Origin of the sequence: Paraburkholderia translucens (assembly GCF_020881035.1) — a bacterium.
Lineage (GTDB): Bacteria > Pseudomonadota > Gammaproteobacteria > Burkholderiales > Burkholderiaceae > Paraburkholderia > Paraburkholderia translucens.
Window position 1 is genome coordinate 1 of record NZ_JAJITC010000029.1, and the last position, 20,467, is coordinate 20,467.

19 protein-coding genes and 2 pseudogenes are annotated in these 20,467 nt (G+C 66.2%); 4 read left to right on the forward strand and 17 right to left on the reverse strand.

Translation table 11 applies throughout. The annotated features are described in order from the left end of the window. From LJ655_RS29125 to LJ655_RS29135, 3 genes are all read right to left on the reverse strand, one after another. Positions 1–196: hypothetical protein (locus LJ655_RS29125; RefSeq protein ID WP_230564617.1), on the reverse strand; the 196-nt coding region annotated here is incomplete at its 3' end. Next, positions 193–474, reverse strand: a complete 282-nt coding sequence (locus LJ655_RS29130) for a hypothetical protein (RefSeq protein ID WP_230564618.1) — start codon at positions 472–474, stop codon at positions 193–195. The genes LJ655_RS29130 and LJ655_RS29125, both read right to left, overlap by 4 nt. A 47-nt stretch (positions 475–521) precedes the next feature. Continuing rightward, entirely contained in the window at positions 522–662 is a 141-nt protein-coding gene (locus LJ655_RS29135; protein ID WP_329959753.1) for a helix-turn-helix domain-containing protein, read from the reverse strand. Here LJ655_RS29135 and LJ655_RS29140 point away from each other — a divergent pair. Further along, on the forward strand, positions 648–1,424 hold the full coding sequence (locus LJ655_RS29140) for an RES family NAD+ phosphorylase (RefSeq protein ID WP_230564619.1): 777 nt from the start codon (positions 648–650) through the stop codon (positions 1,422–1,424). The two genes, LJ655_RS29135 and LJ655_RS29140, sit on opposite strands and share 15 nt — an antisense overlap. Positions 1,425–1,514: 90 nt before the next feature. Then, complete coding sequence (locus LJ655_RS29145) at positions 1,515–1,673, forward strand: transcriptional regulator (protein WP_230564620.1); 159 nt, start codon at positions 1,515–1,517, stop codon at positions 1,671–1,673. 225 nt (positions 1,674–1,898) lie between these two features. On the opposite strand, the gene LJ655_RS29150 is transcribed toward LJ655_RS29145, so the two are convergent. Together LJ655_RS29150 and LJ655_RS29155 are read right to left on the reverse strand one after the other, a co-directional pair. Further along, positions 1,899–2,108 (reverse strand): hypothetical protein, encoded by a 210-nt coding sequence (locus LJ655_RS29150; protein ID WP_230564621.1) that lies wholly within the window; start codon positions 2,106–2,108, stop codon positions 1,899–1,901. 36 nt (positions 2,109–2,144) lie between these two features. Beyond that, a complete protein-coding gene (locus LJ655_RS29155) occupies positions 2,145–2,300 on the reverse strand; it encodes a DUF3309 family protein (RefSeq protein WP_230564622.1) in 156 nt (51 codons plus the stop codon). 190 nt (positions 2,301–2,490) lie between these two features. On the opposite strand from LJ655_RS29155, the gene LJ655_RS29160 reads away from it, so the two are divergent. Next, positions 2,491–4,395, forward strand: a complete 1,905-nt coding sequence (locus LJ655_RS29160) for an AI-2E family transporter (RefSeq protein ID WP_230564623.1) — start codon at positions 2,491–2,493, stop codon at positions 4,393–4,395. Here LJ655_RS29160 and LJ655_RS29165 read toward each other — a convergent pair. The 7 genes from LJ655_RS29165 to LJ655_RS29195 form a co-directional block, all read right to left on the reverse strand. Beyond that, positions 4,392–6,632 (reverse strand): xanthine dehydrogenase family protein molybdopterin-binding subunit, encoded by a 2,241-nt coding sequence (locus LJ655_RS29165; RefSeq protein ID WP_230564624.1) that lies wholly within the window; start codon positions 6,630–6,632, stop codon positions 4,392–4,394. The two genes, LJ655_RS29160 and LJ655_RS29165, sit on opposite strands and share 4 nt — an antisense overlap. A 31-nt stretch (positions 6,633–6,663) precedes the next feature. Then, the gene (locus tag LJ655_RS29170; RefSeq protein WP_230564625.1) at positions 6,664–7,668 is read right to left on the reverse strand and encodes an FAD binding domain-containing protein; all 1,005 of its coding nucleotides are present in this window, start codon (positions 7,666–7,668) and stop codon (positions 6,664–6,666) included. Positions 7,669–7,679: 11 nt separating this feature from the next. Then, complete coding sequence (locus LJ655_RS29175; protein WP_230564648.1) at positions 7,680–8,201, reverse strand: (2Fe-2S)-binding protein; 522 nt, start codon at positions 8,199–8,201, stop codon at positions 7,680–7,682. 238 nt (positions 8,202–8,439) lie between these two features. Next, positions 8,440–10,083, reverse strand: coding sequence for a GMC family oxidoreductase (locus LJ655_RS29180; RefSeq protein WP_230564626.1), 1,644 nt, complete (start codon positions 10,081–10,083; stop codon positions 8,440–8,442). Beyond that, a complete protein-coding gene (locus LJ655_RS29185; protein ID WP_230564627.1) occupies positions 10,073–10,726 on the reverse strand; it encodes a gluconate 2-dehydrogenase subunit 3 family protein in 654 nt (217 codons plus the stop codon). The genes LJ655_RS29180 and LJ655_RS29185 overlap by 11 nt, the downstream gene beginning before the upstream one ends. Next, positions 10,723–11,724 carry a hypothetical protein gene (locus tag LJ655_RS29190; protein ID WP_230564628.1) on the reverse strand — a complete coding sequence of 334 codons (1,002 nt, stop codon included), beginning with the start codon at positions 11,722–11,724 and terminating at the stop codon, positions 10,723–10,725. Before LJ655_RS29190 ends, LJ655_RS29185 begins: the two co-directional genes overlap by 4 nt. Positions 11,725–11,760: 36 nt before the next feature. After that, positions 11,761–12,951 (reverse strand): enolase C-terminal domain-like protein, encoded by a 1,191-nt coding sequence (locus tag LJ655_RS29195; protein WP_230564629.1) that lies wholly within the window; start codon positions 12,949–12,951, stop codon positions 11,761–11,763. 221 nt (positions 12,952–13,172) lie between these two features. Here LJ655_RS29195 and LJ655_RS29200 point away from each other — a divergent pair, with 221 nt between their 5' ends. Beyond that, positions 13,173–14,966: a thiamine pyrophosphate-requiring protein gene (locus LJ655_RS29200; protein WP_230564630.1), complete on the forward strand. Its 1,794-nt coding sequence runs from the start codon at positions 13,173–13,175 to the stop codon at positions 14,964–14,966. 92 nt (positions 14,967–15,058) lie between these two features. Here the strand turns inward: LJ655_RS29200 and LJ655_RS29205 are convergent. The 5 genes and pseudogenes from LJ655_RS29205 to LJ655_RS29225 all read right to left on the reverse strand — a co-directional run bounded on the left by LJ655_RS29205 (position 15,059) and on the right by LJ655_RS29225 (position 20,036). Beyond that, positions 15,059–16,050 (reverse strand): annotated as a pseudogene (locus tag LJ655_RS29205) (TolC family protein). Between the two features lies 1 nt (position 16,051). After that, a pseudogene (locus tag LJ655_RS29210) lies at positions 16,052–17,661 on the reverse strand (DHA2 family efflux MFS transporter permease subunit). A 210-nt stretch (positions 17,662–17,871) separates the two neighbouring features. Beyond that, the gene (locus LJ655_RS29215; RefSeq protein ID WP_230564631.1) at positions 17,872–19,029 is read right to left on the reverse strand and encodes an HlyD family secretion protein; all 1,158 of its coding nucleotides are present in this window, start codon (positions 19,027–19,029) and stop codon (positions 17,872–17,874) included. A gap of 33 nt (positions 19,030–19,062) precedes the next feature. Then, positions 19,063–19,269, reverse strand: coding sequence for a hypothetical protein (locus LJ655_RS29220; RefSeq protein WP_425605850.1), 207 nt, complete (start codon positions 19,267–19,269; stop codon positions 19,063–19,065). A gap of 149 nt (positions 19,270–19,418) precedes the next feature. Continuing rightward, positions 19,419–20,036, reverse strand: coding sequence for a UdgX family uracil-DNA binding protein (locus tag LJ655_RS29225; RefSeq protein ID WP_230564633.1), 618 nt, complete (start codon positions 20,034–20,036; stop codon positions 19,419–19,421). Positions 20,037–20,467 lie beyond the last annotated feature (431 nt).

A 20,467-nucleotide genomic window follows, 5' to 3' on the forward strand; every position in this document is an offset into this window, starting at 1 on the left:
TTCCCGTCGTGTTGTCATGCTGAGCTGCCTCGCCATAAGTCGCTCCCGCCAGCATTCTGACGGGTAGCAAATTACATGAGGCAATGCCCGTGGCTCGGTAACAAAAAAACTGAGTCAATGCGCCGGTGTAGCGGCGAAGTTTTTGGCCGGTGATGAGGAGTTGAAGGCGGCGTAGCCGCCGAAGACGACGAATCACCGGCGGCGCCGAGTCGACTGGGTTCCCATCAACACTTTCTGACTGATCGCTGCTCGATAGATGTATTCGTCACGGTGCCCCGCGATTTTCAAAATATCGAACGCGGAGTCGAAAGTATCGCCGACAGTCGCGTGTGGACCAACATGCTCGATCAGATCGGTCTGCCCGAGCAATCGACGGAACAAGCCTGATCGGCCTTTCTTCGCCATTTCACGGAAAACGGCGGCGGAAAACAGCCGAGTCAAAGCGGACAGTTGCGCTGTGCTGTGGATCTTCATTCCCCCACCTGAGCCGGGCAGGTTTTTTTTGTGCGCATCCTGTGTCCTCATTGCCATGGAGCGATAACGCCCACGTGCTTATACAAGGTTGTTCGAGACACGCCATAACGACGAGCTACATCGGCCACCTGAATACTAGGATCGCGCAACAACAGCTCTTCAGTCACCAGCGCATGGACATTGCCCACGCTAAAGAACTTCTCGGCGAGATTCTCGATAACGGCGAGATCGTCCGGAGCAGTTTTGCTCCGTCGGCAAGTTATATCAGCGAAGGCCTTGCGCAGTGGGATAAGTTGCGCGACGAGATGATGTATGCAAATCGCTGGTTTCTTGATGTTGCCATTGACCTGGATCGTCTCCGCCAACTGCTTGACATGCTACTGGCACCGACATTACCCCGGCAGTGGTATCGCGCGCGAATTCGTACCGAGGATAAGGTCTTTCCGGTCGAGGAGATGGGGGCACCGCCGAAGCGGCGCTCGTCACATGGCAGGGCCAATCCGGCTGGTATTCCTTACCTTTATCTGGGGTCGCTTCCCGATACGGCTGTTGCTGAGATAAGGCCGCATACCGGCGAATCTGCTTGTGTCGCGGATTTCATGGTCCCCGAAATCAAGGCTGTGGACTTGCGCAATCCGCGCAAGCTCGTGTCACCTTTCATTCTTACCGACGCGAGTGAGATCGGCCAGCTACGTGCTGACTTACCTTTTCTTGAACGTCTGGGTGAGGAGTTGACGCGACCGGTTCAGCCTGCCGGGGCAGCGATCGACTATATTCCGAGCCAGTATCTTTGTGAATTCATTAAGAAGAGCGGCTTCGACGGCGTCGTCTATCGCAGTTCTGTTAGCGACGGCATCAATCTCGCGTTGTTCAATCCAGCACAGGCGGTTGGTGGGGGCGTGACGCTCTATAGCGTGACCAAAGTGTCGGTCCAGGTAGCCGCCGCCTAAGGAATCTCCGCACACAAGCGCACGATTTGTACTGGCCGCACACTAGGCTGAGCACCGGGAGAAGAGCATGACGAAGCTGCACCGGCCGACTTGGTCGAGCCGTTTTTCGTCACCGAGGGCGTCGCCGCCGAGCTGACTGCCGCCGGCTATGAGTTCGAGTCACCCGGCCACGCCAGAACGAAGAGCGTCCGCGACCTGTTTGGATGGCAGCCCGGCGAAGTGCTGGAAGAGGCCATTGCTCGGCACTAGGGCCAATAGTGTTGGCACTCGTAATCTGAGCATGGTATTTTTCATGGAATCGACTTTGTGAGTATTGGTAAGTTGTTGTAATAAAAAGGATTTTTGCGATTGTTTATCATCGAGTGGGAGTGACCTGAACCGTTCCCGGGTCGTTCCACGGTGATCCGGGCAATACCAGGAGGGGATGCCGGTACAGTTGGCGGTATCGATATCTCCTCCTCTTGCGGCGAGGCGTCAGGAAGACTTTCCGCCCCCGTCCATTCCCGCTCCCTTACGCCAGACTTCCTTGCCTTTTTCCGAAAGCTCGCCGCAACTGTGCGTGGCGTCGGCTTGCGTGCCCTCCACAGCCATGGACCCGCCAGGCTGCTCCTGGGATTTCATCTTCTTGTGTTTGCGCACGGCAACGCGTTCGTCGTGCGAGCGGCCAGCATAGTCATTCATCATGTCCTCCATGGTTGGATTGGTTCATTCCGGCACGCGCTATATTTGCCCCATGACCAGCAGAACGACCAGGATCACGACGATCAACCCGAGGGTGCCCGACGGGGCATAGCCCCACGAGCGGCTGTACGGCCATGCGGGAAACGCGCCGATCAGAAGCAGGATCAGTAAGATGAGAAGAATAGTCCCAAGCATAAGGCCTCCCTGTTGACAGGCATCATGAGATGACGATCGATGCCGGTATCCCTCGTGGCGCAATGGCCGTGCCTGATCGTTTCCATGTGCCGCTCGGACGCTGCCCCTCCGCTCCTTCATAGCTCACGGTGTGGGCCGGCCGGGAACACCGTTTGCGGCGCCACCGGCAAGCGAATCGCGCCGATCGTTCATGAAGCCCCGTTCATCACCGCATCAATCGCCTGGCCGCCAGGAACTGACGCCCGCAGTGCAGAGCCTGCGCGCGCTGAATTCGCTGGCCAGCGGCGTGGTCGTGATCGCCGCGCTGTACCTCGGGCGGAGCATATTGATACCAATTACGCTGGCGGTGTTGCTCAGCTTCATCGTTGCGCCGCTCGTGGGGCTGCTAAGACGGTTCCATTTCGGCCAGTCGTCGTCGGTGATCGTCGCGGTGCTGTTCACGCTATCAGCGCTGTCGGCTGTCGGCGTGCTGATCGGTGCACAGGTCGCGCAAGTCGCGGGCGATCTGCCGCAGTATCAGTGGACCGTCGAGCATAAGATTCGCGTCGCGCAAGAAAATACCGTTGGCCGCGCGGATGCATGGCTCGCGAGCGCATCGAATGCGCTGAAGCGCTTCACGCCGCCACCTGGCGGCCCGCACAGGAAAGACAATCCGGTTTCTACCAGCGGCGATGCGCCGTTGCCCGTCGAAGTGCACGAGCCTACGCCGTCGCCGATCGAACTGGCGCAACGCTATCTGTCGCCGGTAGTCAGCCCGATGGAAACAGCCGGTATCGTGCTGGTGGTCACGATCTTCATTCTGCTGGAGCGTGAGTTGTTGCGCGACCGGATGATCCGGCTGTTCGGCTCGGACGACTTGCATCGCACGTCGACGGCGATCGGTGAAGCCGCCGCCCGCCTGAGCCGCTATTTCGCGATGCAGCTGGCGATCAATGCGGGAGTCGGCGCTTTCGTCGCAATCGGCCTTGCGATCCTCGGCATGCCTGGTGCGCTGCTGTTCGGCGTGCTGACGGCGCTCCTGCGCTTCGTGCCATATATCGGCGCCTGGATCGCCGCGCTCATGGCCGTGGTCATGGCCGTCGCGGTCAGCCCGGGATGGTGGATGGCGGCCGGCACGGCAGTTCTCTTTGCGGCCACTGAAGGTATCTCGAGCCAGTTGATCGAGCCGTTGCTGTACGGACGCGGCAATGGACTCTCTCCGCTTGCCGTGATCATCGCGGCGATTTTCTGGAGCTGGCTATGGGGGCCCGTGGGCTTGGTGCTATCGACGCCGCTGATGCTGTGCCTGGTGACGCTCAGCCGCCATGTCGAACGGCTCGAATTCCTCGACGTCCTGTTCGGCGATCGCCCCGGCCTGACGCCAGCGGAAAATCTCTATCAGAGACTGCTGGCCAACGATCCGACGGAGGCGTTGCTGCAGGCCGGCGCACTGCTCAAAGACTGCTCGCTGGCGGCGTACTACGACGACGCAGTACTCGCGGGCCTGCGGATCGCGCACGCGGACGTTCGGCGCGACGTCGTGCCGGCGGCCCAACTGAAGCTGGTTCGGTCGGCGGCGAACACGATCATCGCCGGACTCAAAGAGGTCGGCGACGCGACGACGATTGCGTCGGACGGTGAACCGGTGAACACGGTACCGGTGTTGTGCATCGGCGGGCGTGGCAAGCTGGACGATTTGTTGGCCGCAATCGCTGTGCAACTGCTGAACAAGCACGGTTTCGAGGCATCGCAGGTAAACTGCGAGCGGTTTGCCGCTGGCCGTTTCGATGAAGCGCGGCTCGCGTCGCGTCCAATCGTCTGTGTGATTTCATTCGACGCCCGCGAGCCTCAGCCCTATCTGCGCAATCTGCTGCTGCGGTTGAGCGAGGCAAGGGGCTCGCGCGAATTGATACTGGGTATGCATGAGGAGGGCGAGTCCGGAACCGACGCTTCGCCTGTCACGGTACAAGGGCGCACGATCCGCGTCGTCGCGTCATTCCAGCAATTGCTGCAGGCCTGTGCCCAGGCCGCGCAAACATTGCACGAGCAGGGGCGCGGCAGTGCCGGCCCTGCAGACGCCGGGACGCATGCACACGACGTTGCGGCTCACGGCTAGACGGCGGTTCGCGGCGAGAGCAGATCCTCGATCATCACCGGCAATCTGCGCACGCGAACACCCGTGGCATGGTGGACGGCATCGGTGATGGCGGCCGCAATGCCGGCCAGACCGATCTCGCCGATGCCACGCGCTCCCGTCTCGTTGAATACGGTATCCGGATAGTCGAGAAAGGTGACGTCGAGTTCCGGCGTATCCGCGGTCGACGCGACAATGTAATCCGCGAGATTGCTGTTGATCGGCGCGCCGCTCCGTTCGTCGTACACCGTATGCTCGAAGAGCGCCATCCCGATCCCCATCACGATCGCCCCCTCGATCTGGTTGCGTCCCGCGCGCGGATTCAGAATGCGGCCGCCGTCGATGACCGTGACGACTCGGCTCACGCGCAGCTGTGCAATCTCCGGTTGCCACGTGATCTCCGCGAAATGAGCGCCGTACGAAAAGATCGAATAGCGCTTCTTCAAGGGATCGTCGAAGCCGCCATGCGCGCTGCCGCTGCCGGACGCCGCATACATCCTCGCCATTGCCATGATCCGCTCGAACGGAATGCCGCTCTCCGGCGTCTCGCTCTTGCGGTGCACCCGGGCGCGGCTGAACGCGAGCGAGTCGGCGTCGGCGCCCCTGAACGGCGATTCCTCGACTGTCGCAGCGCGAGACAACACGGTCTTGACAGCCGCGCGCACTGCATCGAGAACGGCGGGAACCACCGATGCTGTGGCGGCGCTGCCGCCGGAAACCGGGCCGCGCGGCAGCGCCGAATCGCCGAGCCGCACCTCGATGCGTTCGAGCGGTATGCCGGTTTCCTCCGCCACGAGCTGCGCGAGAATCGTGTAGGTGCCAGTGCCGATGTCCTGCGTGCCGCAGACGATCCGCGCGCTGCCGTCCGCGCGCAGATCGACGTCCGCCGCGGCGGAAAAGCGCAGCCCCGGCCATGCGCAGACGCCGACGCCCCAGCCGAGTGTCGATCCGTCGCGCCGCATCGAACCTATCTCCCGTGAGCGCTGTGACCAGCCGAAGCGTTCAGCGCCGGTCTGCAGACACTCCACCAGATGCCGCGACGAAAACGGCAAGCCGGTGCTTTCGTCGACGCCCGGTTCGTTGCGCAGTCGCAGTTCGACCGGATCGATGCCTAGCTCGTACGCAAGCTCGTTCATCGCCGATTCGATCGCGTAGAGTCCGGGCACCGCGCCGGGCCCGCGCATCGAGGTCGGCGAACCGACATGGCGGCGCGCGAGTGCCGAGCTCACGCGCAGATTCGGCGTGCTGTACAGGACCGGCGTCACTTCACCGCAGCTTTCCTGATACTTATCCGCGATCGAAGTGTGATTCAAGTAGTCATGCCGCAACGAGGTCAGCCGTCCGTCGCGTTCCGCCGACAGCCGCACGCGTTGCTGCGTGACGGGCCGGTGGCCGACGTTCTGGAACATCATCCTGCGGCTGACGACGAGCTTCACGGGGCGCCCCGTCAAACGGGTCGCGGCGGCCGCGAGCAGCGTGTGCGGCCAGACCCATAGTTTGCCGCCGAAGCCTGAGCCCAGGTAGTGCGAGATCACGCGTACCTTCTCCTTCGGCATGCCGAGCATCTGCGCGAGCGTGCCGTGATGTGTCGCGATGGACTGAGTCGTTTCGTAGAACGTATAGCTGTCTCCATCCCAGTGCGCGACCGATGCGTGCAGCTCGATCGGGTTGTGCGTCTCGGTCGGCGTCACGTAGGTGGCGTCGAGCTTGACCGGCGCCCGCTCGAAGGCGCTCCCGGCGTCGCCGCGTTCGCTCTCGACCGTCGGAGCGTCGTCGGGCTGCAGCGCGTCGCGCACGTCGTGCGGCGCCGTGTCGTAGCCGGCCTTGACGGCGGCCGCCGCGGCGCTGGCCGCTTCGAACGTGTCGGCGATCACGAGCGCGATGTACTGGCCGTAGTAGCGGATCACGTCGTCTTCGAACGGCGGCCGCGCCTCGTCGACGTAACCCACGTCGATCTCGTTGCCGGCGATGCGGTAGAAGGGGCCGACATTGCCCCGATGCAGCACCGCGTGCACGCCGGGCATCGCTTCGGCCGCCGCCAGATCGAGCGAGGTGAGCCGGCCGCTCGCGATGGTGCTGCATACCGGCACCGCGTGCAGCAGGTCCGGCAGCTCGACGTCCGCCGTATACATAGCGCGGCCACTGACCTTCAGTGGCCCTTCGATGCGCGCCTGTGGCCGGCCGAGCACGGACAGCGCGGAGTCTGGCAGGGTGGACATGGTGCGTTCCCTTTCGTGGAGAGCGGGTCTATCAGTCATGAGCCGCAGCCTGGGTCAGTGCATGAACGATGCAGCGGCGCGCCAGCTCGACCTTGAAACCGTTCTGGCTTTGCGGCTTCGCGTTCGCGAGTGCGGCGTGCGCGGCTTTCTGGAAAGTAGCGGTGTCCGGTGGCGCGCCGTGCAGTACCGCTTCGGCTTCGAGCGCATGCCACGGCTTCGTGCCGACACCGCCCAGCGCGACGCGCGCATACGCGATGCGGCCGTTCTCGATCTGCATGACCACGGCGGCCGATGCCAGTGCGAATTCGTAGGACGCGCGGTCCCGCAGCTTCAGATATAGCGAGCGGCTACCCGCGGGCAATGGCGGCAGCGTGACGTGCGTGATCAGCTCTCCCGCCCCGAGCACGGTTTCACGTTGCGGCGTCGTGCCGGGCAGCAGGTAGAAGTCGTCGATCGCGACACTGCGCGTGCCGTCCGGTCCCTCGATGTGGATCGTCGCATCGAGCGCGGTCAGCGCGGCGTTCATGTCCGACGGATTGGTGGCGATACAGGCGTCGCTCGTGCCGAGAATCGCGAGCGTGCGGTTGAACCCGTCGATCGCTGGGCAGCCCGAGCCCGGTTCGCGCTTGTTGCACGGCATCGAGGTGTCGCGGAAATACACGCAGCGCGTGCGTTGCAGCAGGTTGCCGGCGGTCGTCGCCATGTTGCGCAGCTGCGCCGACGCGCCGGCCAGCAGCGCTTGCGACAGCACCGCGTACGGTTCGCGGATCAACGGGTGCAAGGCCAGATCCGCATTGCGCGCGGTCGCGCCGATCTTCACGCCGCCGTCGGGCAGCGCCTCGATGCGATCGAGCGGCAGCCGGCTGATGTCGATCACGATGGCCGGCCGCTCGACGTTCAGCTTCATGAGGTCGAGCAGTGTCGTGCCGCCTGCGAGAAAGCGCACCTGCGCGCCATGCCCGGCGTCCGCCGATGCCGCGCCGGCGGCGATCGCGCCGCGCACGTCCTGCGCGCGCGATAGCTGGAACAGTTCCATGATCGCGCTCCTCAGGACCGGCCGCGCACGCGCTGGATTGCCGCGACGATGTTCTGGTACGCGCCGCAGCGGCACAGGTTGCCGCTCATCGCTTCGCGCACGTCGGCATCGCCGGGTCCGACCGCTTCGCCGAGCAGCGCGACGGCGGACATGATCTGGCCGGACGTGCAATAGCCGCACTGATAGCCGTCGCATTCGACGAACGCTTCCTGCATCGGATGCAGCGCGGCCGGCTCGCCAATGCCTTCGATCGTGGTGATCTCGTCGCCGGCGTGGGTGGCGGCGAGCGTCAGGCACGCATTCACGCGCCGTCCGTTGACGTGCACCGTGCAGGCGCCGCACTGGCCATGATCGCAGCCTTTTTTCGTGCCCGTCAGGTGCAGGTGTTCGCGCAGCGCGTCGAGCAGGCTCGTGCGCGGGTCGAGCGACAGCTCGCGGGTCGTGCCGTTGACGGTCAATTCGACCGGAACGACGAGGGGCGCAGCCGGTCCGCTGCCGGACGACGGCGTGCGGCGGCGCGCGCCGTTCTGCATGTCGTTCTGACTGCCGTTGTGTCGCTGGTCCGCTTCGGAAGCGTGGACGTTGTGCATCGTGCGTTCTCCTGGTAGGAACGGAGCGGGGGCAATCGGCCCTGCGGGAGGGCGAATCGGAATGTGAAGCCGCCACTGGCTAAGCATCGGCGCAGCGGGCTCGACCAAAGACAGTAGCAAGCGCGATACCCGCCGAATACCGTCCGCCAGACGGCAGAAGCGTCCAGCAGGTAACGGCGCGCTAAAGTTCGCCGTGCGCCGCGAGCTGGGCAATCCGGTCCGCGGTTCTGCACGCGACGGCCTGGATCGTCAGCGAGGGGTTCACGCCGCCGACCGTTGGAAATACCGATCCGTCGCAGATCCAGAGGTTCGGAATGTCCCAACTGCGGCAATCGGCGTTCACGACGCTCGTCGCTCGATCGTCGCCCATGCGTGCCGTGCCGTTCAAATGGCAAGTATCGTCTTTCTGCAACCAGATCTGCCGGCCGCCGGCCGCCTCGAGCGCCTGCGCCATGAATTTCAGCGCGTGCGCGATCATGCGCCGATCGTTGTCGCAGTAGCTCCATGTGACGCGCGCGACCGGCAGGCCGTACTGGTCCTTCTCATCGGCGAGCGTCACGCGGTTGCGCTCCTGCGGCAGCGTTTCGCCGACCATCTTGAGCCCCGCCTGGTGGTTGTAGCGCTGCATCTCGTCGAGCAGCGGACGGCCCCACAGGCCACGGCCGTTCTGCGCTTCCGCCCAAACGTTCGGCAGCGGCCCCTGGCTCATGTACGCATAGCCGCCGAAGAAGTCCTTGCCCGCGTCCTCGTAGTTCCAGTGCTCGCTGATCGACAGCGACGGCGGCCCCTTGTACCAGCGGATTTCCTCGTCCATCAGGGCCCATGCCGCCTGATTCGACTGCGCCATCAGGTTCCGGCCGACGAGCCCGGAGCGGTTCGCGAGCCCGTCGGGAAAACGCGCGTTGGCAGACATCAGCAGGAGTCTCGGCGTTTCGATCGCGTAGCCCGCGACGACCACGTGCTTCGCGCGCTGGAACTGCCAGCGCCCTTCGCGCAGATACTCGACGCCGGTGGCCCGGCCCGCGTCGCTCATCGCGATCCGGCCGACCATCGCGAGGTCGCGGATCTCGGCGCCAGCATGCACCGCGCGCGGAATCCATGTGACGAGCGCGCTCTGCTTCGCGTTGGTCGCGCAGCCGGTCACGCAGAAGCCGCGGTACACGCACGGGTGCGCGCGGCCGCGCGGCGCTGAAATGGTCGCGAGCGGCGTCGGTGCCCAGCCGACGCCCAGCGCCTCGGCGCCGCGCGCGAGCACGAGCGCTGCCGCGTTCAGCTCGTGCGGACGGTACGGATAACGCGGGCGCTTCGGCCCCCACGGATAGCGCACCGGGCCGGAGATCTTCAGTGCGTCCTCGACATACCTGTAGTAGCGCCACATTTCGCGCCAGTCGAGCGGCCAGTCGGCGCCATAGCCGAGCAGCGTGCGCGCCTTGAACCACTCGGGCCGAAAGCGCAGCGACACCATCGCGAAGTGCACCGTGCTGCCGCCGACCGCCTTGCCGCTGTTGTTGGAGCCGAGCTTCAACGGGTCATCGCCGTCGACGATGCGCTCGTCGGTCCAGTACAGCTTCGCCTGATGCTGCTCGTCGGATGCGAACTCCTCGAGCGGGCGCCACCACGCGCCCGCGTCGAACGCGACCACGCTAAAGCCCTGTTCCGCGAGACGGCAGGCGAGCGTGCCGCCTCCCGCCCCGGTACCGACGATCGCGAAATCGACTTCCTCGTTCTGCGGGTATTCGCGCATCGGAATCCAACCGCCCGGCGTGAACACGTCCGGTGCGCGGCCATCCTTGCCGCGCGGGTGATGGAGCGCATCATCGAGCATGGCGGTTCTTCCGTGCGGCGCGCGCTTCGTCGCCGGGGCGGGCCTCGGCGGCCTCCCACGGGTCGCGCCGGTTGAAATTCATCCGCACGTAGCCGCGCGGATTGGCCGGACCGCCGAAGCCGATTTCACTCCAGGCGATCGGATGCGCGTAGTAGGTCGTGCAGATGTCGTGCAACACGTGTTGCGTGAAGAACAGCGCGGCTGGCATCCCTTGCCACACGTCGTCCATCAGCGCGCCGCGCTCCATCGCTTGCAGCAGCGCGATGCGCGCGGGCTCGCCGACGTCGGCGAATGCGGCGCCGTGACGGCTGCGGCATTCCTCGTCGAGCGCGGCGAGTGCGATGCGCCACGCCTGCTGCATCGGCGGCAGCTTTGCATTGCGATAGCCGTCGCCGCGCCCGCGCGCGATCTTGCGGTCGACCAGCGCCGCGAGCGGCACCGGCGCGCGCCCGCCCGGCTGCGGAACGACCGTCGCGCACAGTGCGCGCAGCGTGCGCCATTGCGCGGGATCGCACCACGCGGGTTCGTCGGGCGTGCCGAGCCGCGCATCGACGACAAGCCGTGTGGCGTGGTCCCACGACGGCGAATTGCGCTTGGCGAGCACGTCGTAGTCCGGATAAGCAGGCGGGGGTTGGACGTTCATCGTTCGGTCTCCCTCAGGCGCAGCGCCGCGAGGCCGGCGGCGGCGAGCGCGGTGAAGGCGGGTGGCGCGGGCAACGGCGGACCGTTGGGGACGTTCTGCGACCAGTTGCGCCAACCGCCCTGGCTGCGTGCGACGCCGCGCACGTGGAAGGCGCTGCCGGCAAAGCCGAGCGCCGCGGTGATCCTCAGCCACAGACGCGCGAACCAGCGCGGGCGCGCCGGCGCCAGCGCGGCGTTCGCGAGCAACGCGGCGGCTACCGGCGCGATCGTGACGGGTGCGTACATCGCACGATGCTGGAACGCGCCGCGAAAATGCAGCAACGCAACCTCTCCGACCGTGCCGATCAATCCGGCGCTGACCAGTAGCGCCAGCGCGCGTCCGGCGGGCATGCCGAAAAGCTGGGGATCGACGGCGGGCTGATCGCGCAACTGCTCGGCAATCGCGCCCAGCGCGCCGGACAGCAGCAATGAAGTCGGTGCGCCGAGCGGCGCGCCGTAGAACAGGTTGTGCCAGCTAAAACCGCCCGGGCGCTTCGTCACGTTGTACAGATGGAATACCGACCCGGCGACGCCGGTGGCGGCAGCCGCCAGATAGACGGCGCGGCGCGCCGCATGGCTGGCCTCGGTGTGGTCCCTGCCGCCGTGCAGCCCGGCCAGCAGCGAGCACGTTGCGCTGAGGAGCGGCGCGTACATTGCCCGGTTTTCGAATGAGCCGCGATAGTGCTCGACCGCGCTGTCGGCCAGTACGGAAAATGCGAGCAGCGCCGAGCCATGATTGAAGCCGCGCGCCGCATCGATATGCGCGAGGGACGCGTGGCCGGGGACGGGCGCGTGCGCGGCACGCCGTGCGAGCCGCGGCGCAGGAAGTGGCGAATGCAGTGATCCCGCGAGGCGTTGCCGGTTGCGCGGGACGCTGTCGTGCCGCTCGCGAGACGCGAGCGCAACCACGCCTGAGGCGGCGCACAGGATGCCGAGGATGGGTAGTGTGGTTCGGATCACGAGTTTCCGGCGATAGGTCGAAGTTGACGGCGTGTTTCAGGCTGGATCGATCGCGTAGCGCTCGGCGTCGGCGCGTTTGAACTCGAGGCCGCACCCGGGCCGCGACAGGTCGGGCGCGATCGTGCCGTCGGTCGCGCGCGGCGCGCCGTCGAACAGCATCGACTCGATCCGGACGTGGTCGTGGAACCATTCCTGGTGCAGCAGGCCGCGTACCGCGGCTGCGGCGTGCAGATGCAGCGCGGGCGCGCAGTGCGCGGACAGCGGAATGTGCTGCGCTTCAGCGAGACTGGCAGCCTGCAGAAAGCCGGTAATCCCGCCGCAGCGGCTGGCGTCCGCCTGCAGCACGTCAACGGCCCGGGCCGCGAGCATGCGCCTGAAGTAGTCCGCGGTGTAGCCGTATTCGCCGGCGGCAATGTCCATGCCGGCTGGCGCCGCGCGGCGCAGCGCGCGCATTCCATCGAGGTCGTCGGAGGTGACCGGTTCCTCGAACCATGCGACGGCGGTCTGCGCGAACGTATGCGCGATTTTCAGCGCCGCCTTCGTGCCGAACGCGCCGTTCGCGTCAACGAAAAGCCCGCGCCCCGAGCCGATTGCCTCACGCGCGCACTGCACGCGAGCCGGGTCACGGCCGGGGTCGCTGCCGACCTTGATCTTGACCCAGCGGCAGCCATCCTCGTCGGTCCAGCGCGTGAGTTGCTCGCGAATCCGGGCATCGCTGTAGGTCGTGAAGCCGCCGCTGCCGTAGATCGGCACGCGTTCGCGCGTACGACCGAGCAGCGTGACGACTGGCACATCGAGACGCTTCGCGTGCAGATCCCACAACGCGCAGTCAAGCGCCGAAATCGCGGTCGCCGCGATTCCGTCGCGGCCGAGATTGCGCACCGCGCGTTGCATGTCGAGCCATCGTTCGGTGATCCGGGACGCGTCGGTGCCTTGCAACACCTTCGCGAGCGTCCGGTTGACGAGCGTCGTGACGCAGCCGTCGCTATAGGTGTAGCCGAGTCCGGTCGCGCCCGCGGCGTCGACCTCGACCACGATCAGCGTCGTCGCGTCCCATGCGAAGGTGCCGTCGGCCTCCGGCGCGTCGGTCGGAATACGGAACGCGCGTGCAGCGATACGTGTGATAGGCGCGCATGCATCCGCCTCCGTGGGAGCCGACACGGTCGCATCGATGGGCGTATCGTGCGCGGCGGTCCCGGACTGATCCGGAAGTATCGTGCCTGTCATCGCATAGGGTCCTGCAGGGGATGAGCGGAATGAGCCAGTTCGCGGCGCGCGTCGGTCGCAAACGAAGGACAGCGAAGTTTCAGCAAGCCGCATGCCTCGCGGCGCAGTTGCGGTAAACGGGGGGGGCGGTTTCGCCCGCGCGCCGCTCGGGCTCGACGCTTGCTGCGCTCACCACGCACACTCATGCCGAATGGCAGTTCGGCAAACGCGGGAGATGGGACATGACGCAAACCGTAGGTGACTTCATCATCGACAGACTGCATCGCTGGGGCGTGCGACGCATGTTCGGCTATCCGGGCGACGGCATCAACGGCGTGTTCGGCGCGCTGAATCGTGCAGAGGGAAAGATCGCATTCGTGCAGGCGCGCCACGAGGAAATGGCAGCGTTCATGGCGAGCGCGCACGCGAAGTTCACGGGCGAGCTCGGCGTGTGCATTGCCACCTCGGGGCCGGGCGCCGCGCATCTGCTGACGGGGCTCTATGACGCTCGCCTCGACCATATGCCGGTGCTCGCGATCACGGGGCAGCAGGCGCGCGCCGGTCTTGGCTCGCACTACCAGCAGGAGCTCGATCTGGCTGCGCTGTTCAAGGACGTGGCCGGCGCCTACGTGCAGCAGGCGAGCGTGCCGGCGCAGGTACGTCACATGGTGGATCGCGCGGTCCGCATCGCGCTGTCCGAGCGGCGCGTGACTGCGCTGATCCTGCCGAACGACCTGCAGGATCTGGAATACGAAGGTCCGGGGCGCAAACACGGCACGGCGCACTCCGGCGTGGGCTTTGCGAAGCCGCGCGTGGTGCCGGCGCAGGAGGATCTCGAGCGTGCAGCGGACGTGCTGAACGCGGGGCGCAAGGTCGCGATGCTGGTCGGTGCCGGCGCATTGCACGCGACCGACGAAGTGATCGCGGTCGCGGACCGGCTCGGCGCAGGCGTCGCGAAGGCGCTGCTCGGCAAGGCCGTGCTCCCCGACGACCTGCCATGGGTGACGGGCTCGATCGGTCTGCTTGGCACGAAGCCGAGCTACGAGCTGATGACGAACTGCGACACGCTGCTGATGATCGGTTCTGGCTTTCCGTACGCGGAATTCCTGCCGAAGGAGGGCGACGCGCGCGGCGTGCAGATCGACATCGCTGCGGACATGCTGAGCCTGCGCTATCCGATGGAGGTCAACCTCGTCGGCGATGCGGCGCAGACCCTGCGCGCGCTGCTGCCGCTGTTGCAGCAGAAGGACAGTGATGCGTGGCGTTCCAGGATCGAGCGCTGGACGGGCCGCTGGTGGGAGACGCTGCACGAGCGCGCGCACGAGTCCGCGAAAAACGGCGTGAATCCGCAGCGCGCGTTCACCGAGCTGTCTGCGCGCCTGCCGGACGGTGCGATCCTGACGAGCGACTCGGGCTCGTGCGCGAACTGGTATGCGCGCGACCTGAAGATCCGGCGCGGCATGATGTGCTCGCTGTCGGGCGGGCTCGCGTCGATGGGGGCGGCGGTGCCGTATGCAATCGCCGCCAAGTTCGCGCATCCGGGGCGGCCGGTGATCGCGATGGTCGGCGACGGGGCCATGCAGATGAACAACATGGCCGAACTGATCACGGTCTCGAAGTACTGGAAGGAGTGGGCCGATCCGCGCTGGATCTGCATGGTGCTGAACAACGAAGACCTCAATCAGGTGACGTGGGAGCAGCGGGTGATGGAGGGCGATCCGAAGTTCGTCGCTTCGCAGTCGATCCCGAACGTGCCGTATCACCGCTTTGCCGAGATGCTCGGGTTCCAGGGAATCTACGTCGACGAGGCCGATCGTCTCGGCGAAGCGTGGGACGAGGCGCTCTCGGCCAAGCGGCCCGTGCTGCTCGAAGTGAAGAGCGATCCGGAAGTGCCGCCGCTGCCGCCTCACGTGACGCTCGCGCAGGCGCGCGCGTTCGCCCGCACGCTGATGGAAGGCGACCCAGAGGAAGGCAGCGTGATTGCGAACACCGCGAAGCAGGTGCTTTCCACCGTGCTGCCCGGCGGCAAGGAGTGAGCGGTCGGATAACCGCCCAGGCTGCGTCAGCCGAAGGCGGGCGCGCAGCTCGCACGGCGCATCGTGCCGCGCAGCATCATTGACGGAGCGCGTCACCGCCCGGCTGCGGGCGCGTCGTCCTGCCACCCGCCGCCGAGGGCCTTGTAAAGCGCGACGAGATCGGTCGTGACCTGCGCGACGTTCTGTGCCGCCTGCTCGCGACCTCGTGCGAGCTGCCGCTGGGCGTCGAGCACGTTGAGATAGGTGACGATCCCTTTGCGATAGCTCTCGCGCGCCAGCTCGAATGCCTGCTGCTGCTCGCGCACGCTGTCGTCGAGCGCAACCTGCCTCGCCTGGTCGGTGCGATAGACCGTTAGGGCGTCGTCGACGTCACGCAGCGCGGCGAGCACCGTCTTGCGATAGTCGAGCGCGGCATTCGCCTGCTGCACCTTCGATAGCTTGAGGTTCGCGACGAGCGCGCCGCCCTGGAAAAGCGGCAGCGAAATCTGCGGCCCGAACGAGTAGAACAGGTGCGGCCAGCGCGACAGGTCGCTCGCGTTCACCGCGCGCGTGCCGACCCGTCCCGTAAGCGAGATGTCCGGATAGAACTGTGTGACCGCGACGCCGACGCTTGCCGTCGCTGCACGGAGCGTCGCCTCCGCACGCCGGATGTCGGGGCGCCGGCGCGCCAGCGTCGAGGGCAGCTCGCATTGGCGCGCAGGTCCGGCAGACCTTGAGCCGCCGTCTGCTGCACCTGCAGCCGCGCCTCGGCGATGCGCAGCACCGCTTCCTGCAGATCGGGATTCCCGGCCACCGCGCGCCCGATCAACGCATCGAGCGTCGGGTCGTTGAAGCTGCGCCACCAGCGAGGGTCCGGATCGGAGTCGACGGTCGGTGTCGAGAAGGTCTGCGTGCCGGACGCCTCGCTTGCCGCCGCGGCCGAAGCCGGCGGCGCGGCCGCGGCGCGTGACAGGTCGTGCCACTGCGCCGGCACGTCGGCCTTCGGCGGCTTGAAGTCGGGGCCGACCGTGCATCCGGTTGCGAGCGCCGCGAGTCCAAGTGCCAAAACAGCGCGGATGAGGGCGCGCGCGGGCGAATCATTCATGTCAGTGTCCTGCGCCTGCGCCCGCCGCTTTCACCGGCGAGAAGAAGAACGTCAACGGCAGGAAGCATAGGCAGAAGATCGACAGGATCGCGAACACGTCGATGTACGCGAGGATCGCCGCCTGCGACGCGAAGGTCTCGTACAGGCGGCCCGTCGCAGTCTGCAACGCGGCGGCGTGCGGCTCGCCCGTCGTGTCCATGATGGTTTTCGCGGTGCGCCGCAGGGTGTCGGCGTAATTCTGCGAGAGCGGCGTCATGTGCCCGGAGAGGTGCGCCATGCGGACCTGCATGCGTTCGCGGATCATCGCGGTCGACAGCGCGATGCCGACCGAGCCCGCGACGTTGCGAAACATCGTGAAGAGCGCGGACGCGTCGTTGTTCAGCCGGCGGGGCACGGTCAGGTACGCGAGCGTCGTGATCGGCACGAACAGAAAGCCGATTGCGATCGACTGCGCGCTGCGCATCTTCACGAGCGTTGCGTAGTCGACGTCGGGAACGAGCGTATGCGCGTATGCGAGCGCGAGTGCCAGCAGCAGGAAGCCAGTGGCGATCAGATAACGTGTCTGCACATGCGGCATGAGCCGGCTGATGATGGGTATCTCCATCACGATCAACACGGCACCGGGCGAGAGCACGAGACCCGCGAGTGTCGCCGTGTAGCCGAGCCGCTGCTGCGCGAGCTGCGGCACGAGCACCGCGCTGCCATAGAGAATGGCCGCGAAGGCAGCCATCAGCACGCAGCCGATCGAGAAATTGCGGTCCCTCAGGCACGAGAGATCGACGACCGGACGCCTCGCGTACAGCAGCCATACCGTCGCGCCGAGGATGCCGGCCGCGGCGAGCGCGCCGAACGTGACGATGAACGGCGACTTGAACCAGTCGTCGTCCTCGCCGCGGTCGAGCATCACTGCAGGCAACCGAGACCGATCGCAATCAGCGTGATGCCGGGATAGTCGATTGACATCTTGCCGCGATGGCGGCGCCCCCACGGCGGGTCCTCGACGAACTGCATCACGCCGAGCGTCGTGAGGATGCCGAACGGCACGTTCAGCAGGAACACCCAGCGCCATGAGAAGTTGTCGGTGATCCAGCCGCCGAGCGTCGGCCCCAGCACCGGCGCGACCACGATCGCGACCGCGGAGACCGAGAATGCGCGGCCGCGCCGCTCGGGTGCAAAGGTGTCGAGGATGATCGACTGCTGGTTCGGCTGCAAGCCACCGCCGAAGAAGCCTTGCAGCACCCGGAACACGATCAGCTGGCCGAGGCTCGTCGCGATGCCGCACAGGAACGAGCAGGCGGTGAACGCAGCGATACACACGAGGAAATAGCGCTTGCGGCCGAGGATGCGGCCAAAGAACGCCGAGATCGGCAACACGATCCCATTCGATACCAGATAGGACGTGAGTGTCCAGGTCGCTTCGTCGTAGCTCGCGGACATCGTGCCGGCGATGTGCGGCAGCGCGACGTTGACGATCGTCGTGTCGAGTACTTCCATGAACGCCGCGAGCGTGACGACGATCGCGATCAGCCACGGATTCGCGGCGGGCCGCCAGCCGCCATGGTCGGTGTCGCGACCGCTAGCGCCGTTGCCGTTCGAAGCCTTTGCGTTCATCTCGGCCCCGCGGCGCCGGGACGGCGGATCGATGCGGCCAGCGCGCAGCGCAGGGCGAACGGCAGAGGCGGGCGGCGCAGAGGCATCGCGCGGTCCTTGGTCAACGACGGGCCGGCGCGGCGGCAACGTAAAAACGCCTTGCCGGTTGAAACTATTGCAGGGGGCTCGCGCCTTCTCGAGTCCGCCGTGCGCGTGGCGATGCAGCGGCTGCTACGGGCGCACGTACACGGTCGGTTCGACCGACAATCCACGCGGCAACGGATGGTCTTTCGGAAGACCGTCGTCGATCACGATCTTCACGAAGTTGCCGGTTGCGTTCTCGGCCGGAAACGCGGAGAAGCGCGAGTCGCTGCCGAGCTGCACGCTTTGCACGTGGCCATGCAGCTCGAGCTCGGGGTACGCGTCGACCTTGATTGTCACCTTGTCGCCGGGGCGCAACCGGTCGAGCTGCGTTTCCTTATAGTTCGCGGTGATCCAGACCTCAGGCGTCACGATCGAGAAGAGTGTCGTGCCCGCCTGCAGGAACGTGCCATATTGCACGTTGCGCCGCGTAATCCAGCCGTCCGACGGCGCGCGCACTTCGCACCACGACAGGTTCAGCTCCGCCTGTTCGAGCTGGACCTCTGCCTGCCGTACCTGCTGACGCCGTTCCTCGACCGTCGCTTCGACCTGGCGGATCTGCTGCGGCACGAGCGCTGCGGTTCGCAACTGCGCGCTCGCCTCGTCGACGTGGGCGGCGGCGGTCGCGTTCTCTGCATTGGCGACGTCGATGTTCTGCTGCGACGTCGCGCGGATGTCGACCGCATGCTGTCTTTCGTAGCTCGCCTGTGCCTCGCGCAGATTCGCATGCGCGGATTCGACCTGCGCTTTCGCCTGCGCATACTGCGCGGGATATTGCACCCGCGCGACGTCGAGTTTCACGACGGCCTTCAGCTGCGCCTGCGCGAGGCCTAACTGCGCCCTGGCCGCATCCACCTGGGTTTGATAGTCGCGCCTGTCGATCACGACCATCAGGTCGCCCTTGCGGACCCGGGTGTTGTCGTCGACAGCGAGCGTGCTCACGTAGCCGGATACCTTCGGCGCAATCGTGATGGCGTTGCCGTCGGTGTAGGCATCGTCGGTGCCTTCCTGGTTTCGCGTCGCGAACCACCAGCCGAACGCGGCGAGGCCGAGCACCACGACGACGACCGAAAGGACGATCAGCGGCTTCTTGCCGGGCCGCTTGCGCTCACCGCCATTTCCATCGCTGCCGTCGCTTCCGTCACCGTTGCCGGGGGCCTCCGTGCTCGCGTTGCGCTCGCCATGCTCGTTGCGCCTGGGCTCGTCGTGGGCGGGCGGCGAATGGTCATCGCTGCGCGGCTCAGTCATGGCGCGCCCTTCGCCGCGGTGCGGCCGGCCGCATCAATGTGACCCATGCGACGAACGCCGCCTCGCGCGCTTGTCGTCGTGCTGCTCGGGTGCTTCGTCGTGTGATTCGTTGCCGTCGTCTTCGATGCGTGTGCTGCCACCGGTCGACGGCGCATCGCTTGCCGGAAACGTGTTTTCGACCGCCTCGTCGATCTGCTGCTCGCTGCGGTTCGAATGAGGGTGTTTTTCGCGGTTGGACATCATTTGCTCCCTGGCGGGCCCATCCGACATCCAGCCAGCAAACCGCGTGCCGTGCGCGGGAGCCGCGAAGCGCTTCGGGAGCGGATGCAAACCGTGTTGGCGTTGCGGCGACGCGGTCATCGGCCCAGCGCAGCACGACGAGCGTAACCCTAGCGGTTCGCGAGCCGGCCCGCGCGGCGCAGCGCATCGATGAGTTCGCCGCGAGCACGCTCGCGCGTCTGGGGATCCGGCGCGCGCAGCACGTAAGACGGATGCCAGGTCGCGATGACCTTGAGGCCTTCGTGCTCGATCGTCTTGCCGAAAGCGGCATTGAGCCGTGCCCCCGGCTGCTCGAGCAACGCCTTCAGCGCAGTGGCGCCGAGCGCCACGACGACGCGCGGCTGCTCGCGCGCCAGTTCCCGTTCGAGCCAGTACCGGCACGCTTCAAATTCCCGCTGGGCCGGACTCTTGTGCATCCGGCGCTTGCCGCGCGGCTCCCATTTGAAATGTTTGACCGCGTTGGTGATGTAGACATCGTGTCGGTCGATGCCGGCTTCTTTCAGCGCGTCGTCGAGCAGCGCGCCGGCCGGGCCCACGAACGGCTTGCCGTGACGGTCTTCCTGGTCACCGGGTTGTTCACCGACGAGCATGACGGGCGCATGCTTCGGCCCTTCGCCGCCGACCGCCTGGGTCGCCCGCGCCCAGAGCGGACAGCGCCGGCATTCGTCGAGGCGCGCCGGCTGCTGCCCGGGATCGAAATGGGCTTTGTCGTCGGCATCGTGTTCCATGGGGTCCTCGCATCTGCGTCGCGCAGGGTGCCGCGCGGGCGCACAGCCCGCCTTACGTGGACGGGGCAATATCCGTTCCCGTCGCCGGCATCGTTGGGCGTCGGCCTGTGGATGGAATGCCGGTTGCTTAGGGGTGCATGCAGGCTGGCGCGCCGCGGCAAACGGTTCGGTCTCGCACAAGGCGATTGGCGCCGTGCCTGCTCGGTCGGTCCGTATAGCGAGAAGAGGCGAGAAGAACATGAAACGAGCGACATGGCCTTCCCCGGTAGTGGTGACCGGCGCGCTGGCCGACGTTCGCGCGGCTGGCGCGACAGCCTTGCCGATTTCACTGGAGGTCAGCGAAGCCGCAGCGGTCCAGGCCGCTGCCGAGCGCATCGAAAACGAGTTGGGGCCGATCGACGTCCGGGTCGACCACGCGATGCCGACCGTGT